Origin of the sequence: Nocardia iowensis, assembly GCF_019222765.1 — a bacterium.
Lineage (GTDB): Bacteria > Actinomycetota > Actinomycetes > Mycobacteriales > Mycobacteriaceae > Nocardia > Nocardia iowensis.
The window spans coordinates 3,879,865-3,895,670 of record NZ_CP078145.1; the positions used below are offsets into that span (position 1 = coordinate 3,879,865).

Below are 15,806 nucleotides of genomic sequence, written 5' to 3' on the forward strand. Positions count from 1 at the left end.
GTAACCCCGAATCATGGTGTAACCAGGTGAGTCCAGACGAATTGCGGCATCACCTGGATGTTCCGGATGGGCGGTCAGGACTGGGGTTCGAGCGTTGACTGCGGCGCCGGGTCCTTGGGCGTTGTGTCCTTCGGCCGGGCGGTGTGTCCGGCGGCTTGTGCCGTGCGGGCCAGGCGGTAACTGTGGGTGCCGGTCTCGATGATCTGCCCGCCGAAGGTCAATCGATCGACAATGGCCGAGCACAGACGAGGATCGGTGAACGTTTTCGTCCAGCCCCGAACGACTCGTTGGATGCGATAGCGACACTGTTCTTCTCCTCCCTCTCGGTCAGGACCTGGAACAGCAGCTCGTCATAGATGGCCACCGACGGCAACGGCCTTGAGTCGGATGGGAGCTGGGTCAATCGGCGCGTGGTCAGTGACGACACCGGATTGGGTTCGTCGAGCTCCACCGGCAGCACTGGTGGTGGGGCCGCGTCGGCGATCTTGCGGGCCTCCAACGCGACGGCGTCGGCGGTCAACGCGCCGACCGACAGGGCGACCTCGAGCCCCGCGACCACCTGGTCGTGGGGCATGTGCCGATGCAACAACAACACTTCGATGAGGGCACGGGTGCCGTCGCGGTCTCCGTGTGTTTTGCGCGCAGCGGCCCACCATGCGTCGTGGACGGCGGTGAACCTGCCGGCCGCGCGGGCCTGCTCCAGCGCTGTCGCTCCAGCGAGTGCCCCCGGCTTGCGCATCAGCCCTTCCAGATAGTGGTCGAGGTCCATGCGGGTCTGTGCCTTGCCCGCGATCCGCTCGTGCCGGGCGACCTCGCTCCGGCCCTCATAAACGACCAGCATCGATGCGTGCAGCAGCACCCGCACCTGACGCCCGATCAACCGGACCGGAACGCTGTAGCGGTTGGTGCGCAGCGTGACCAGCGAATACCTGTCCACTCGCGGGGTGAACCACAGACCGGTCTCGAACTCCTCGTCCGGCAGCGGCTTGAGCAGCGGTTTCTCGGCCTCGAAATGCTCGCCGATCGTCCGGGCCCGGGCACCGATCCGGCGGGCGTCATCGGCGCAGTCCCACTCGTCGATCATCGCGTTCAGCTCGTCTACCGTGTTCACGCAAGGCACGGGCACGAGGTGATTGCGGCGGAACCACCCGATCTGGCCCTCCACACCACCCTTTTCGTGAGCCCCTTGCAGTCCTGGTTGGCAGTAGAATGCTTCGAAATCGGTGTAGTGCGACCGGAAAGCCGTCCACCGATCCGTTTCCACTCGCAAGCGGGAGAACCCGATCACCCGCGCCACGGCAGCATTTAGGTTGTCGTAGCGCACCTTCCCGAACGGCACTCCACCCAGCGTGCGGAACGCATGGACATGTCCCTCTAGAAATGCCCCCTGCCCACCCGAGGTGGAGATTCTGTGAATCGACTTGCCGGAGAACGAGAGCCGGAATGCGAACAGGAACATCTTGATCTGCTCACCGCGCAGCTCGACCGTGAGCTCGCCGAAGTCGACCTCGGCCTCCTCGCCGGGACGATGCGCCTGCGCAATGAACACATCGACAGGGCCGCGCCCGGCCGCGGCCCTGATCTCCGGGCCTCGTTTCGCCACGTATTCGCGCACGGTCTCGTAGGAGACGTCGATTATCTGATGCTCATCGATCAACCGGGCGGAGACCCGCCGCACCGTATGCCGCTGCTTGCGTGGCGCATCCAGATCGGCTCGCAGCCACTGGTCGATGGTCGACTTGAACTCATCGAGCTTGGATGCCCGCGGCGGATACTTCTTACGCTCGGCCGGCCACGCCGACGCCAGCGCCGCGCGGACCGTGCGATACGAGACGTTGTACTTGCCTTGTAGCTCCCGGCCCGACATCCCCGCTCGTGAATCCCGGCGGATAGCGGCATACAGCTCCACCTTGGACTGACGAGGCGGCAACGACGGCTCCTACAAGACAGGTCCTGTCCCTGGAGCAAGCACACAGAACGTTGCGCCGCAACCTACCATCACAGATGACCTGCACAACCAGACCCTTGCGTCGTCTCGGCCGCCGATGTGCACCGCTACCTCGCCGAGGCGGGGAGACCGGTCGATATCGCGGACGTCGCCGCGGCACTGGACATCCTGCGACTACCCCGGGTCGGCTACCGGCGCGGCGTCCCTACCGCGTGGGTCATATCCCAGATCTGGGACGTCCTGCAGAAGCTCGGCGACGTCGACGAGCCCGCTGAGTTCGTCGACGACCGCTACTGATCCCGAGCAGGCGATTGACCGGTTTCAGACACGAGTCCGCGGGCAGCCTCACGCTAAATCCGTGAGGGGCAACGTATTCCTGCTGCCGAGTGTCGGTGCCGGAGCGCGCTGTTCCGGGCGTCCCCGATGTGGCGAGTTGTCCGTCTTGCGTGCACGGGCGGGGCGGACAACACCACCCACTCCACGACGCGGTGAATCCCGATGAGCGAGCACCGGAGAGCGTCGAGCCATCGCGGTTGCCTGATCATTCAGCTTGTGATGCTCGAATGTCGCGAGGCGGATTCCCGGTGTGGACGCGGTCGTCACAGCCCGATGTCGGTGTCGGGCTGGTGCGGGAGCGCATAGTCGGTGAACTCGACCGTGCCGTCCTCCTGAGTAGCGGATTGCTGTCGCTGTTGTTCGTGTGTCCGCTGGGCCGCAGTGAGTGCGGTGCGTCGCTGTTGTTCGGTGCGGAGTCGCTCGAGTTGGGCTTGGTAGTCGGCGATCTGGTCTTGCTGGTCAGTGGCGGAGTCGCTGGCTGTGGTGGGTTGGTAGTAGGTGCGTTGTGGCGGTGGGGCGGCCAGGATTTGGTCCCATTGGTCGGCGGGGCCGGCGTGGAGGGTGGCTTCGCGTCGGGCGTCGCGGGCGGTGGTGCGGGCCGATTCTCGGGTGCGGGTGGCGTTTTGCTGCTGGGTCAGCAGTGCATCGACGCGGGCCTGGATGTCGTGTCGTGCGCTGCGACGGTAACCAGGTGTGGCGTCCAGACGTGCGCGGGCAGTCTCGATTTCGGTGGTGAGTGCGTGCAGGTCGCGGACGGCTTGCCCGAGTGCGTTCTCGGTGGTGCGGGCGGTTCGGATCGCTTCCTGAACTGTGTGGTGGCGGTGAAGAAGCTGGTCGTATTCGGTGTCATCACTGGGCGGTTCGGGGGCGGGGTCGTAGAGGGTGGCGTCGTCGTCGATGAGGGTGATGCGTAGTTCGAGGTGGTCGATGTGTTGCTGGAGTTGGGTGTCGGTGTATGTGGTCAGCGGGTTTTGTTCGATCGGGTCAGTCGGAATGTCGAGTTGACTGGCTTCGGGGCGTAGGTGGTTTTCGGCCCAGGTGCTGATGGCGAGGCGTTCGGCGAGGGTGCGGGCGGCGTGCCAGTCGCGGCGGAGCAGGCCACGGATCGTCTCGGGTGGATGGGTGGCGGCGAGGTGGTCGCAGCGGGTGCGGATACGGTCGGTGGGATCGTGGTCGGGGATGGGGAGGCGGTTGTCGTCGCGGCATTCTCCGCATAGACCGTCGTCGCTGCGCCGGGGTGGTATCGGGCGGGCTTCGTTGGTGGCGCGGCCGAGCCCGCAGGCCACACAGGGCAGGTCGCGGGTGTTGCGGACGGTGATGCGATCGTGGTCGGGGTCGTCTTCGCCGTATTCGGGTCCGTTCATGATGCGGTCCCGGTGGTGCTTCGCGATGTAATAGGGGTGGTCGACCCCGCGGGGGATCGGCCAGTATTTTGGATCGTCGTCGACGTCGCCGCGGGTGTCGGTGTAGTCCTGATGTTGTTGCGCGGCAGCGATTTCAGCGTCAGAGGCGAGCGGGCGTCGTGTGCGTGCGGGGTCGAATTGATCGGGATGGTCTTGCGCGGGAACGGCGCCCTGATCACGAGGTGGCCGTCTCGTGGGGTGCATAGGGGTGGGTTGGTAGGCGTGCGGGTCGCTGTCGGGGGTACAGGCGGTGATGAGGTCGCGGTGTTCTGGGTATTGCTCGGCGGCCCACCGCAATCGCGCGACAGCATTGACGAAGGGATAGCGGTAGAGGGTGGTGCCGACGCGTTCGAGGATGAAGCGCTGCTCATCGGTGAGCCTCTGGCCGAGCGTGTGAAAGGCGCGCCTGGCCGCGGCGATATCGCCGGATCTGAACAACGCTGCGACCGTTGCGACGCCGTCGGGAGGCACGGTTCGGGAGTCGGCGTTGGCTTGCTGGCTTGGTGGTCGTGGTGCTGGCGTTGCCGTGATGTCATCGCGGGACGTATCGGGCTGTTGGGGCTCGGGCGGAATGTCGTGTGGGTGCATGGTGATGTCCGGATCGGGTTCGGTGGGCGTTGATTGGGGTTGGGTGGGTTTGCGAAGGAGGGCATCTATGCGCCATGCCAACGCGCTCACGAGCTGGTCGGGACGCAGGCTGGTGGCGCCGTCGGGTTGGGCACCAAGGATGAGTTCGTGTGCGGTGGTGAGCAGGTCGTAGGGTGTCCAGTCGCTGCCGGTGGTGCGGTCGATCGCGGCGACCAGCCGCGGCCACGCAGGGTCGGCCACGATGCGTTCGGCGATCGAGTCGCCGAGCACGGTGTGCAAGTCGGCGATCCAGTCCGGGCGCAGGGTGTTGGTGTGCGTGTCGAGGGCGGAGGGTTCGAGTTCCAGGCGCGACCACAGCGCGGCAGCGGGCATCTCATCCGGCAACGGCCGAGCGTGTGCGGCCTCGGTTAGGCGAGTTTCGATGTCGATTCCGGCGCGGTGCGCGGTCTCGATCTTGTCGGCGAGGACCGGCCACCACGGGTCGGTCGTGACACGGACCGCGATGTTCTCAACGATGGATGCCCAGGTATTGGCCGGGCGGTCCGGGTCGCCGAGGGTGTCGGTGACGCGAAGGTCGAGCAGTTGCTGGTGGTCTCGTTCGAGCACAACGCGGCGTCGCGGTCCGGTCGGACGCAAGTCTCGATCCTCGATATGCAGCGACGCTCGCCACACCGCGAGATCTTCAACCAGCTTCGAGTTCGCGCCGATGAGCGGTCGCGCCCACCGTGGCGCCGACGCGGGAGTCCATGTCCGGGCGTCGGTGCGGATCTGGGCGGCGAGATCGGCGACGATACGTGCGCGGGCAGCGAGCTGTGTGGAGTCGCGTTCGGTGTCGAGTCCAGCAGGGATTCCGGCGGCCCAGGGAAGTGGTCCGTGGCCGGTGGAGTGGGCACCGGTCGGGTCCAGGCGCCAGTCCAGCACGGCGGCGACATCGTCGGCGGTGTCGAGTTCGCGGGCGTTCTTCGCGGTGCGTAACGCCTCGATCGGGTCGCGACCGGACAGGGCGATCATCGCCAGATGCTGGCGCAGAACTGGGTAGGCGGGGTAGTCGGTGAGATGCGCAACGAGCGCCTCGGCGTCGGCGTGGAGGCGATCGAGACCCTCGGGACCGAGCGCGTTTTCGGCGGCGACACCGATCGAGTCGAGATAGGTATCGAGCGCGCGACCGATGCGCCGGTGCGGGTCGAGCGCGTCACGCAGCATCGTGTGCGCCGACTTCTGCGCCCCATCTCGCCCGAAAACGCGCAACAGAATCTCCACGGCGGTGCGCGGATAGACCGCTGGCTCGGACCAGAACGAGGCTTCCGAACCGTCCAACGCGGTCGGCACGTAGACATGATTGGCGTAGATGCCGCGGGTGAGTGCGACGTAGAGCTGTTGCAGGGATTCGTGTCCGGTGAGTGCGACGTGGCAGGTTTGGGCGGTGATTCCTTGCGCGGAATCGATCGTCGTCGCATAGCCGAGGCGCACATGTTCGGCGACGTAGTCGGCGGGCAGCCGCACACTATGACCGTGTTTCCCACCAGGTCGTTGATGGGTGGCGGTGAGACTGCCGTCGTCATGGACCGTGGTGACGGTCCAGGCGTAGCCGTTACGCACCCAGTCATAAGCACCTAATCGCAGCCGAGGATTGTTGCGTCGGGTGCGGATCGTGTCACCGACCGATGCCTGCAGATTGTCGACGAGAACGCAGGTTTCGCCCACGGATCCGCCTGCGCGGGCGAGGCGGTCGGCGCGGGCGCGGGCATTGAGTTCGGTGACGACGGTGTGGTTGGCGGCGAGCATGATGGTGTCGCGGCCGGCGAGATAGTCGGCGGTCCAGGCGGTGAAGGCGTCGTCGTGGGTGGCGCCTTCGTGTCCGCCGTGGATGCGGCCGTTGTCCAGATACCAGCCCAACGCGGCCGGATCGCCCTCGCGCAGCTGCAGACTCGCGGTTGCTTCACCGGTGGAGTCGAAGCGCACCACATGGGTCAGGGTGAGCGTGGGTTCGGGGGCTGCGGCGTCCATGTCGGCATCAGCGCCGCCGGCTTCGATCGAGGCGAGCTGGCTTGGGTCGCCGATACAGCGGATCGTCGCGCCGCGATCGGACAGGAAACGCAGGAGGCGAAGGCGTTTGAGGTTGCCGAGTTTGACGTGCTCGTCGACGATCACCAACGTGTCGGGGTCGATATCGAGAACCCATTGCGGCAACGACGGCGGATACTCACGGTCCAGGGCAGGGTTGTCGGGACCAGGCGTGTGGTTGGTCAGGACGTCGAGGACCTTGTCGACGGTCTCCACCCGCTTGTGGATCGACTCACCGAGCACCGCGGCTGCGGCCGCAGTCGGGGCCAGACCGAGAACTTGACCACCACTGGCCGCCCACGCCTCGGCGAGCACCGACATCGCGGTGGTCTTGCCCGAACCCGCTGGCGCGTTGGTGGTGCGGACCCTTAAATCGGACTGGGCGAAGCCCTCGATCACACTGATCTGCCCGGCATTCAGCGGCCGATCAGGGCTTGTTGCGTTGTAGCTGGAGATCGCGGCAGCAACGATATCCGGCGCCACGTGCCGTCCACCGGTCTTCACGGAGAGGTCGATCAGTTGCTGTTCGACCGAGAGTGTGCGGGCCGAGGTGTAGAGCTGTTGGTTGGCCGAGGTGTAGACGCTGGTGCCGTCGCGGCGCCGGAGCAGGACTGGGACAGAGCGGAGTTGGGGTTCCTCAGCGAGATCGGGATCGTGTTGGGCGACCGTGTGAATGGGGGAGATGGTCTCGGCGAGCACGGCCTCGGCGACGCGTTCCCAGTCCTGCCCGGACACCTGTCCGCGCAGTTGGCGTTCGATTTCGGCGCGCAGGTTGGTTGCCCGCCAGGTGGCGCGCTGCTCGGCCACGACCTCGATGACGCGCTCGGCGGTGCGGGTGATCCACTGCCCGGTGATCTGCGGGCGCGGCGTGCGGATCGGATTCAACGCCACGCTCACCATGTGCGACAACGCTTCTCGACTCCCGAGCAGCCCCACGGCCTCCGCGCGCCAGGTGCTGCGCTGCTGTGCCAAGGACCGCAGCAGGTGCTTGGCGGGGCGGGTGTCCAGGGTGGCGCGCTCAGCGAGATCGAACATTTCCCCCGGTGTCGGTTCACGGCCGAGCCAGGCTTGGAACTGCGCGGCAAGCTCGCCAAGGCGAGTGGTGATCGCGGTATCACGCCGCGACCACGCGGTGATCAATCCAGCCGGGATGCCGACGATTTCCCGAATCGCTCGCTTGGAGGGGTCTTGTCCGGGACGTTCAGTGAACTCCACACCGACCAGCCGTTGGAGGTGATGCTCGAGGCGGGTGTTGTAGATCTCCGACACCGTTACCAACGCTGCATAGATCGCGGCTCCGTCGAGGGTGCGCCACTTTCCATCCAGCGTGCGCACCCTGTTCGCCATCAGCACATGAGTGTGCAGGTCCGGATCCCCGGCGCGGCTGTCACGATGAGTGAAAACCGCCGCGACGATCCCCTCTACGTCGACCTGGCGAATCCCGTTTCGGCCCAATCGAGTGAAGATCCCGTGGCGCTCGAGCCATCGCAACGCATCCTCTACGGCGGCGCGTTGGGCGGCCTCGATCTTCTCCGACACCGCCCGCGGTGCCACTGCCCACAGCACCGACACCGACTTCACCGGCGAGAAAGTGATGCCGAAACCCGCAATCGCGGTGGAGTTCGGACGCGAGTTCTTCGCCACCCACCCCGACAACTCCCGCGCATCAACTGGCGGCCGGTCGTAGGTTTCGGTGAACATATCGAACGCGACATGGGTACGAATCCGCGACCGATCCGCATCAGGAATAGCGTCGTCGGGGTCCAATCCGTTCGAGATATTGTGTCGCTCGAACGCCTTCGCGCACCGTTTCCGGAACTCGGAAACCTCGGTATAGACCCGATATGGATTACCTAAACGTGACGCTTTGTCGGCGGCTCGGCCCGCGTCCTTGTGTTTCGCGCCGAGCCGGATCTGCTCGTCGTAGACGCGTTCTTCGATCACCGCCGCGTTGGGATGGCGACCCAACCCGAACAGCGCGTCCATCTGCGCTTCGGTGACCTCGTCGTCAGCGGCGAGGCCGAGCGCGGCCAAACCCGAGCCGTGCCAGCGCCCCGGAGCTTCCCCATGCGCGGAGTAATAGTCAGCGAGATCGGAACGGCCACGAGAAGAGACATCGTTCGCGGCGACAGTGCGCAGATAATATTGATACCCATTGCCTGCCACGACTTTATGGATCGTCGCAGTCATACAATCAGGAAGCGCCGCTTCCGTATGTAAATCAAGGAGTCGGGCTTACCGAAATAGTGTCAAATGGAGCATATACCCTGGTAGTTATTGAATCGTTATCCTAGATGCAAGAGGTCTGCTTGTTAAAAAGGATGCAGAGAGAGGTGAGGGTGGAAGAGGAGAGAGATGGAGGGGTGAGGTGCTGGGAGTAGAAGCGTGCGGAGGTGCAGAGGTGAGCGCGTGAGGTGATGAGTGGGTGATGGGTCGTGACATGAGGTGCTCGCTTCGGCAGGGGAGAGTAGGTCGTGGCCGGTCCGCCGCAGGCGTGGTCACTGCGGCGGACCGGGAACTGGATGCCCAGCCCGGCGCGGGCGGGGCGATGCGATCAGGCGGCGATGCGGTAGTGGTTGCGGCAGGTCTCGCACAGGTCGTGGGTGTCGACGAGGCGATCGTGGGCGTAGCAGGAACGGCAGCGTGCCCGCCGCAGTGCCACCGGCGTCAAGGTGGTGACAGGTGCTGACGGTCGGGTCGCGGGCTGCTGGTGGTCGAGGAAGGCCAGAACCAATCCACGTATCGCGCCGGTGGATCGCTCGCGCAGGGAGTCGAGGAGTGTGGGCGCGACGGTGGGGTAGTGGTCGGTGAGGTACTGGCAGTAGGCGGCGACCTCCTCGGCCAGACTGAAACCGGCTGGGAGTGCGGCGATTCCGGGTCGGCCGAGCTCGTAGCAATGCTGGCAGAGCCCGTTGTCGCTGACGCGCTGCCCGGTGGCGTCGGTGCGGAAGTGATCGGCGCAGGCGCGTTCGCCGAAGCAGTAGACACACACCCAGCCCTGCAAGGGTGGCACTGTGGTGCGGTCGTAGTCCAGGCCGTTGCCGTTGGCGAGGAAGGCGGGCCGGTCGTCGTCGCGGACGTCGATGCCGGTGCGTGTGCAGGCGATCGAGACGGGGTCGAAGCTGTCGCGTGTGCGCAGCCCTGCGCGGTCGCGTTCGGCGAGGATCTGCTCGGCGACCTGGCGGACATAGTTGCGATCCCACGCTGAAGGCGCGAGGGCAGGTGCGGCGTCGAGGAGGAACCGGGTGCGGATGTAGTCGGTGACGACACGCGGTTCACGTACCGGGCGACGCTTGGCTTTGAGCGCGGCGATGTGCTCGGGCTTTTCCCAGGCGATCTCGGCGGCGATCTCGGTGGCGACCGCGGGCGAGGCGAATCGTATGCGGTTCGGGTCGCGGGCGACCATGCGACGGACCTTCCAGTTGACGGCGGTGATGGGGACGGTGGTGATCCAGCGCGGCTGGTCCTCAACGGGGCGATACAGGCCGGGATCGGTGCGGGTGACGAACATGTTGAGCCACGCCTTCAACTCCGTGTCCGAGCGCCGATACAGCGACCGCAGCCGAGCCTTCGCGACCACGTAGGGCTCCTTGGCGAAGGTGTCGGCCAGTGTGGTGAGCCGTTGAAGGTCGTCGGGGGAGGCCAGGGTGGTGAGCGCGCGCTCGAACTCCTCGCGGGCCTGCGCATGGCGACCGGCTTGGAGTTGCCAGTCGATGTGGGTGAGCGCGTCGGCAAAGGAACGTGATTCGGTGCTGGTCATCGAATTTCCCTTCATACGAGCGGACAGGAACCAGCCCCGTGTGACCGTGACGATCCACGGGCGATGGTCGGCTGGCCGGGCGGCCAGCCTGAGGCCGCTGTCGACCAGGGCGGCGGTCGGCGCGGTAGGGAACGCGCCTAGGCGTGCAGCACCGAATTTCCGTGCGCGACCGGAGGACTCGTCGGGGACGGGAGAGGGAAATTCGGTGATGCCGGGCGCGGGCCCTGCTGTGTCGGCCGTCGTTCTGGTAGCCCTCGTTCGGGCTGGACGACCGGACAGACGGGCATCCCTGCCCACTCGAAGACCCCCGTTGTGTGCACCGGGCGCAGCCGGGTGCACACAGCGGGGACAGGGTCAGAAGCCGGGCTCATCTCCCGCGCTGGCACCGGCGAAGGCAGGTTCGCGGGAAGCCATTGCCGCCCACGGATCGTCGGTCCCCGCACGGGCTGCGGTGTTCGCTGATTCGCCCCAACTCGAACGTGGGCTGACCTTGGTGACCTTGGCGGTGGCATACCTCAGCGACGCGCCGACCTCGTCGACCTCGAGCTCTACGACGGTGCGCTTTTCGCCCTCGCGAGTCTCGAAGCTGCGTTGCTTGAGCCGACCCGAGACGATCACTCTCGCTCCTCGAGTCAGCGACGCGTCGACGTGTTCGGCTTGGTCGCGCCAGACGTTGCAGCGCATGAACAACGCTTCGCCGTCTTTCCACTCGTTGGCATTGCGATCGAAGTAACGCGGCGTCGAGGCGACTGTGAAATTGACGACAGCCGCCCCTGAGGGTGTGATGACCAGCGCCGGGTCGTGAGTGATATTCCCGATGACAGTGATGACGGTGTCTCCGGCCATGACTGATTACTCCCTACTTGTCGAGGACAGGATTCGAGACGACGCCGCATGGGCATCGAATTGGTTGGCGTGGTGCCGGTCTGGTGCTGAGCCATCGGCGGCGAGATGCGCGGGTCGCCGTGTGGGTGTCAGAGTTTGACGCCGAGCTCGGCGGCGGTGCGCTGTCCGAGCTGAGCGAGGCGACGCAGCATGTGTGGGCGGATACCGCTGTCGAGGGCAACGCCGATGGCTTTGGCCGTGTGCTGGTCGGTTCCGCCGGAGAATGCGGTGCGGATCGCGAGTGCCGCGAGCGTGCCGTTGCCTGCCAGAAACGCTGTAGCGCTGAGCATCCCGGCGACCTGGCTGCGATCAGGTTCAGGCAGGACCCGGGTCAGCCTCGCCCACAACGTCTGGGCGGTGGCGGCTTTGGCGCTAATCGCGACCCCGTACATACAGTCACGCACCAGCGGATCACGCAGCGCCACCGCGACCTCGGCCAACTCGGGCGGGGTGGGTTCGTGCCCGGCGCTGAGGGCATCGATACACGCGAGCACCACCAGCAGCCGGTGACGACTCGTTGCGGTGGAGGGTGCGTCGGGGCTCTCGGTGATTGCGGCCAGCGCTCTGCTGACAAGAATCGCGAAGACAGGATCAGGGTCGACGATCACGAGAGCCTCGGCTTGTTGGCGCGCGAGCAGATCACGCGTGATCGTGTCCAGGGCAAAATCGGACAGGACGCCGCAAGAGTTCTGGCCGATCAGCGACGACCAGAGTTGTCCGGGATCGAGGGCGGCGATGTGCCAGGCGTTGGTGAGCTCACTACTGGAGGCGGTGAGGAGTTCGGTGAGCAGACTCGTCAGCGGGCGATAGGCGCGTGCCGTCCCGTCATCACCGAGCTGGCGGTCATCGATGACCACGGCCCCGATGGAGCCGGGGCGGTGGTCGGTAAGGATCCGCGCGAGACGGGTCTGAACCGCCTCGAGTGCGAATCCAACACCGCCGGGGCGGTACGGGTCGAGCACGAACAGGTCATCGACGCGCCCGATGCCGGGCGCGATGCTGCGTAGCGCGATGAGCACCAGGGCGCGCGACGGAATGGGCCGCCGGTAGATCGCCGGGAGCGCCGCGATCACCTCACCGGGATCGTCGAACCCGACTGCGGCCATCACGAACCTCCTCAGAGTCGATGCGGGTCGGCTGCCGGTGGCAGGAAGTTGATGGTGGTGGTGTGCTGCTCGAGGTTGACGGTGATCAGCGGGATGCCGGTGCAGTGCCGTCCGAGGGCGGACACGGTGCCGCCGCGGGTAATCCGCGGGTCGTGCACCGCGACAATGGCGTCGGCGTCGGTGAGCAACAGCTGGTTACGGGTATCGAAGAACCCGACATCGGGGTAAGGGCCGACCAGGACCAGACGCTGCGCGCTCTCACACAGCCACGCATGCACGGCCTGCTGCTCGGCGCTCCAACGCGCGGGCTGCTCCGGGAAGGGCTGATAACCCCACAGCGTCAGACCGGCAGCGAGGGCAGACTCCGCCCACCAGGTGTCGGAACCGGTCGCGAGACCACTAGAGGCGATCTCGGTGTCGTGCTCGTCGCGGAGTTTGACCGCGATCCGGTCGAGCTCGGCGCGGACCCAGTCACGACTACCGGGGCGGATGAGATGTTCACGGTGCCCGGTCAGCGCAACCCGCGGCCATCGATCACTCGGGTCACCACGCAGCTCGCGCCGGAGGCCCATCAGGGTCCGGCCCAGCATGTTCATTCCGGCCGGGACGTGCAGATCCGTGTGTAGGCAACGACCCCAGTACTGCTCACCGTCGTCGTTGGTATCGATCAGCAACGCGTCCCCGGTAGCGCGCAACTGCTCACCCAGCTCCGGGTTGAAGGTGAATTTGCTCAGGAGGACCTCGGCCATCGCTGTGTCTCGCACGCTGGCCCAGTCGTCACGCATGCGCCCCTGCCGTGCGAGGTTCTCCGCGTCCCGGCCTGTTCGCGCGGACTGCACGACTGATGCCCACCCCGGGGCGTCCGACTGCGCCGCGGCGAAGGCATGTGCGGCGGTCTCGAACCTCCGCCCGCGGTACTCGACCGGGTACCCGCTGTAATTCGACAGGAAGTCGTCGGCGTCGCGGAATTGGTCGATCACCGACGTGGCGGGTGCGGTGTACATGCGTGGTTCCTCTCATCGTGGTGTGTGGTTTCTGCGTCCGCGGCGGGATCGGTGACACGTCGAACACGCTCAGTACGAAAAGACCTGTGCCGAAACCGGTTTCACCGCAGTGGAGTAACCGCCGACAACCGCTGCTGCGACCGAGCCACGTAGGACTCGAAGACACGGAGGCGGCGAGTGCGATGTGAGGACGAACCGAGTCAGCGGTAAGAGTTGGGATTCGACGGTTCGAAGGAGATGTCGAACTGCCCCGGCCCGACCGTGAAGATCATCCAGCCGTCGAGCTCGGCGTATTTACGGATCAGATCGCTGAGCCGGTCTCCGCTGTAGACGTCCTGGGTGAGGTCGATGTATTCGGTGAAGTCGTCACCGCCGACCGGGGTATAGCCGATCTCCGGGCCGGTACCGGGACCCCAGTTTTGGGCGTAGGCGACTTGGGCCTTCCCCTCGGGCTGGGTGGGGTCGGCGAGCAGGCGGGGCCGCCCGTTGCTGAGCAGGTAGGTGCCGTCGTCTTTGACCCAGATCAGCGACGGTACTGCGGGCGAATCATCGTTCGGGTCGGGATACTTGGTGTGCTCGGAGGCCGACATCGCGTGTTCGACGATGGGGGCGACCTCGCTCAGCCGAAACCACAGCTCAATCAAGCCCATGGGACTAGCTCCTCTCGGTAGGGCGGAGGTCGGTTGGCTGCCAAGCCGACCGCGCGGTGCGCCGCGCGGGATGGACCGGGCGGCAGTGGGATTCGGCCTAGGTGGCCGGATCGGCCGGTACTCGGATGGTCAGCGCGTTGGAGCGCGACAGGTGGTGTTGGTGTGGACGTGCCAGGCTCGGTGGGTGTTGGCGGCGAAGTCGTGCAGGACTTTGTCGTGGGCTGGCAGGGCGTCGAACTGCTGATGGAAGAACGCGACGACAGCTGCCGAGAAGGGTTGGCAGTCCTGCATTTCCTGGCAGGTGAGCTCGAACAACTCGCTGCGGTGACCGGGCATCCGATCCTGGCGTTGCCCGACGCAGTAGGCGCACCGCGCGGCGGCACCCCGCAACGGTTCGGGCCCGCTCACCGCTGACCCCGGCGCGGGTGCTCAGTTCTAGCCAACTGTGAGCGTCCCGCGGTGGGCACCGTGCGGTGCGTTGTCGAGGAGGGCTGCCCACGCGATGAGGCGGCCGGAGAACCAGGCGGCGAACCTGCGGCGCGGAGTTGTCGACGGTGCGTGCAGGACGACGGGGACGGGTGGGCGGTCGTCGAGGTCGACGCGATAGCGGGCACCGCTGTCGTAGACGTCGAACACCGTCGCGATCGAATCGGGATCGCGGTGCATGTCGAGCGCCTCGCGTGCCGCGCCTAGTGGGGTGTCGGCGGTGAGCTGATCGATGTGCCAGGTGACGCTGTAGTCGGGCATGGTGGGGTCCTCCCCTGGCGGGTTCAGTGGTGCAGGTGACGGGGATGCTGAGCGCCGTAACGGAATCCGTTGCTGATCGCGCGGTCGAGCTCGGCGGCGGTGAATCCGTCGACGCCGATGTGCGCGGCCGCGGCGGCGGTGAGCATGGTGCGGGTGTGGTGTTCATCGAGTTCGCCGCCGGCCACGAGACGACCGAGAGTTAATGCGGCCCGGAACACGGTGATGTTGCGGGTGTTCGGTTGGGGATGGGTGACGCGGTCGAGGACGGCGGCGAGATAGGCATCGAGATGCTCGGGCCGTCGCGCCGACTGGTGCTGGGGTGGTGGGGGTGGCGGACGCAGCAGGGTGATGAGTGCCTCGGGCAGGTCGGTGACGGGCCGGTCGTCGATAACTTGGTAGGCACCGTCGCAGGTGATAGATCCCGGGGCGACGACATAGCCGCCGAGTCCTCGGGAGTCGATGCCTTGCCCGATGCGTCCGACCGTGCACGACAGCGGCGGGGCGGCCGGGGCCCGGTAGTAGAGGTGCCAGCCGTGCGGTGAAGCGACGGTGAAGGTGCTCGGTGCGGGCTCGGGCAGGTGGTTCGACAGTGCCGCGAGGGCATCGTCGAAGCACCCGGCTGGTGGCCGCAGGTGTGTGGCGTCGAGATCGATGACGTAGAGTCGGCTTACACCGGTTGCGATCGCGACGTTGAACCGTGGGTTCCACGACCACCACCGGCGGATGCGCTGGGGATCGGTGCTGGCGTGCCGGTGCCAGTTCTTCAAGATTGGGGGCTTCTTGCGGCCGGGGCTGAGCGGGAACACCGACCACCGTCGTTCGGCGGCCGCGAGGGCCGCCGACAGCGGTGACTTCACCACGGTGGGGTCGGCCTGTGGTGTCGTGAGGGTCATCAGCGGCCTCTACCAGCGGGGGCCGAGCTCGCGTGCGGTGCGTACGATCCACTCGGCGGTGTCGTGAAGACGATTGACCAGCGATTGGCACGCCGCGACGGTGTGTTCGTCCGGGGCAGAATCGAGCGGGGGCGCGAAGTCCTCGGCGCCGGCACGCAATACCGGCGTCCAGCCCAGTCGCATCTGGTCGAACAGATCGACCCGGTAGCGCGATCGCGACGGGCAGATGGTGTCGATGTTCACGACGATGTCGGCGGGATGGTCATCGACCAGACACAACGCCCGCGCGCGATAACCGCGGGTTGTCTCGGTGACGCCGTCGATGACCGGGTGGTCGGTGATGTTCATCAGCTCTCCTGTCTCCGACGAGACGACCTGCGGGCCGCCACGTCCGTAGACGGCGGCGGCCCGCATGCTGACCG

13 protein-coding genes are annotated in these 15,806 nt (G+C 66.3%); 2 read left to right on the forward strand and 11 right to left on the reverse strand.

The annotated features are described in order from the left end of the window. Nucleotides 1–74: 74 nt before the first annotated feature. Nucleotides 75–221, reverse strand: coding sequence for a hypothetical protein (locus KV110_RS17880; RefSeq protein WP_478358076.1), 147 nt, complete (start codon nucleotides 219–221; stop codon nucleotides 75–77). Further along, complete coding sequence (gene istA / locus KV110_RS17885; RefSeq protein WP_393540221.1) at nucleotides 218–1,930, reverse strand: IS21 family transposase; 1,713 nt, start codon at nucleotides 1,928–1,930, stop codon at nucleotides 218–220. The genes KV110_RS17880 and istA overlap by 4 nt, the downstream gene beginning before the upstream one ends. A gap of 117 nt (nucleotides 1,931–2,047) precedes the next feature. Between istA and KV110_RS17890 the strand changes: the two genes are divergently transcribed. Next, the gene (locus tag KV110_RS17890) at nucleotides 2,048–2,245 is read left to right on the forward strand and encodes a hypothetical protein (protein ID WP_218477404.1); all 198 of its coding nucleotides are present in this window, start codon (nucleotides 2,048–2,050) and stop codon (nucleotides 2,243–2,245) included. A gap of 302 nt (nucleotides 2,246–2,547) precedes the next feature. Here the strand turns inward: KV110_RS17890 and mobF are convergent, their stop codons facing one another. The 6 genes from mobF to KV110_RS17920 form a co-directional block, all read right to left on the reverse strand. Continuing rightward, nucleotides 2,548–8,529, reverse strand: a complete 5,982-nt coding sequence (mobF, locus tag KV110_RS17895; RefSeq protein ID WP_246634613.1) for a MobF family relaxase — start codon at nucleotides 8,527–8,529, stop codon at nucleotides 2,548–2,550. A gap of 364 nt (nucleotides 8,530–8,893) precedes the next feature. Next, on the reverse strand, nucleotides 8,894–10,099 hold the full coding sequence (locus tag KV110_RS17900) for a hypothetical protein (RefSeq protein ID WP_218477405.1): 1,206 nt from the start codon (nucleotides 10,097–10,099) through the stop codon (nucleotides 8,894–8,896). Nucleotides 10,100–10,453: 354 nt separating this feature from the next. Next, nucleotides 10,454–10,945: a single-stranded DNA-binding protein gene (locus KV110_RS17905; RefSeq protein WP_218477406.1), complete on the reverse strand. Its 492-nt coding sequence runs from the start codon at nucleotides 10,943–10,945 to the stop codon at nucleotides 10,454–10,456. Between the two features lie 128 nt (nucleotides 10,946–11,073). Further along, nucleotides 11,074–12,090, reverse strand: coding sequence for a DUF4192 domain-containing protein (locus KV110_RS17910; RefSeq protein WP_218477407.1), 1,017 nt, complete (start codon nucleotides 12,088–12,090; stop codon nucleotides 11,074–11,076). A gap of 11 nt (nucleotides 12,091–12,101) precedes the next feature. Then, entirely contained in the window at nucleotides 12,102–13,094 is a 993-nt protein-coding gene (locus tag KV110_RS17915; RefSeq protein WP_218477408.1) for an NADAR family protein, read from the reverse strand. 200 nt (nucleotides 13,095–13,294) lie between these two features. Beyond that, on the reverse strand, nucleotides 13,295–13,744 hold the full coding sequence (locus KV110_RS17920; protein ID WP_218477409.1) for a DUF3085 domain-containing protein: 450 nt from the start codon (nucleotides 13,742–13,744) through the stop codon (nucleotides 13,295–13,297). Between the two features lie 162 nt (nucleotides 13,745–13,906). On the opposite strand from KV110_RS17920, the gene KV110_RS17925 reads away from it, so the two are divergent. Then, nucleotides 13,907–14,158: a hypothetical protein gene (locus KV110_RS17925; RefSeq protein ID WP_218477410.1), complete on the forward strand. Its 252-nt coding sequence runs from the start codon at nucleotides 13,907–13,909 to the stop codon at nucleotides 14,156–14,158. Between the two features lie 21 nt (nucleotides 14,159–14,179). On the opposite strand, the gene KV110_RS17930 is transcribed toward KV110_RS17925, so the two are convergent. Genes KV110_RS17930 through KV110_RS17940 form a run of 3 tightly spaced genes read right to left on the reverse strand, consistent with a single transcriptional unit; the run spans nucleotide 14,180 to nucleotide 15,732 of the window. After that, nucleotides 14,180–14,491, reverse strand: coding sequence for a hypothetical protein (locus tag KV110_RS17930; RefSeq protein ID WP_218477411.1), 312 nt, complete (start codon nucleotides 14,489–14,491; stop codon nucleotides 14,180–14,182). A 23-nt stretch (nucleotides 14,492–14,514) separates the two neighbouring features. Then, on the reverse strand, nucleotides 14,515–15,384 hold the full coding sequence (locus KV110_RS17935; protein ID WP_218477412.1) for a bifunctional DNA primase/polymerase: 870 nt from the start codon (nucleotides 15,382–15,384) through the stop codon (nucleotides 14,515–14,517). Between the two features lie 9 nt (nucleotides 15,385–15,393). Further along, a complete protein-coding gene (locus tag KV110_RS17940) occupies nucleotides 15,394–15,732 on the reverse strand; it encodes a hypothetical protein (RefSeq protein ID WP_218477414.1) in 339 nt (112 codons plus the stop codon). Between the last annotated feature and the right edge of the window lie 74 nt (nucleotides 15,733–15,806).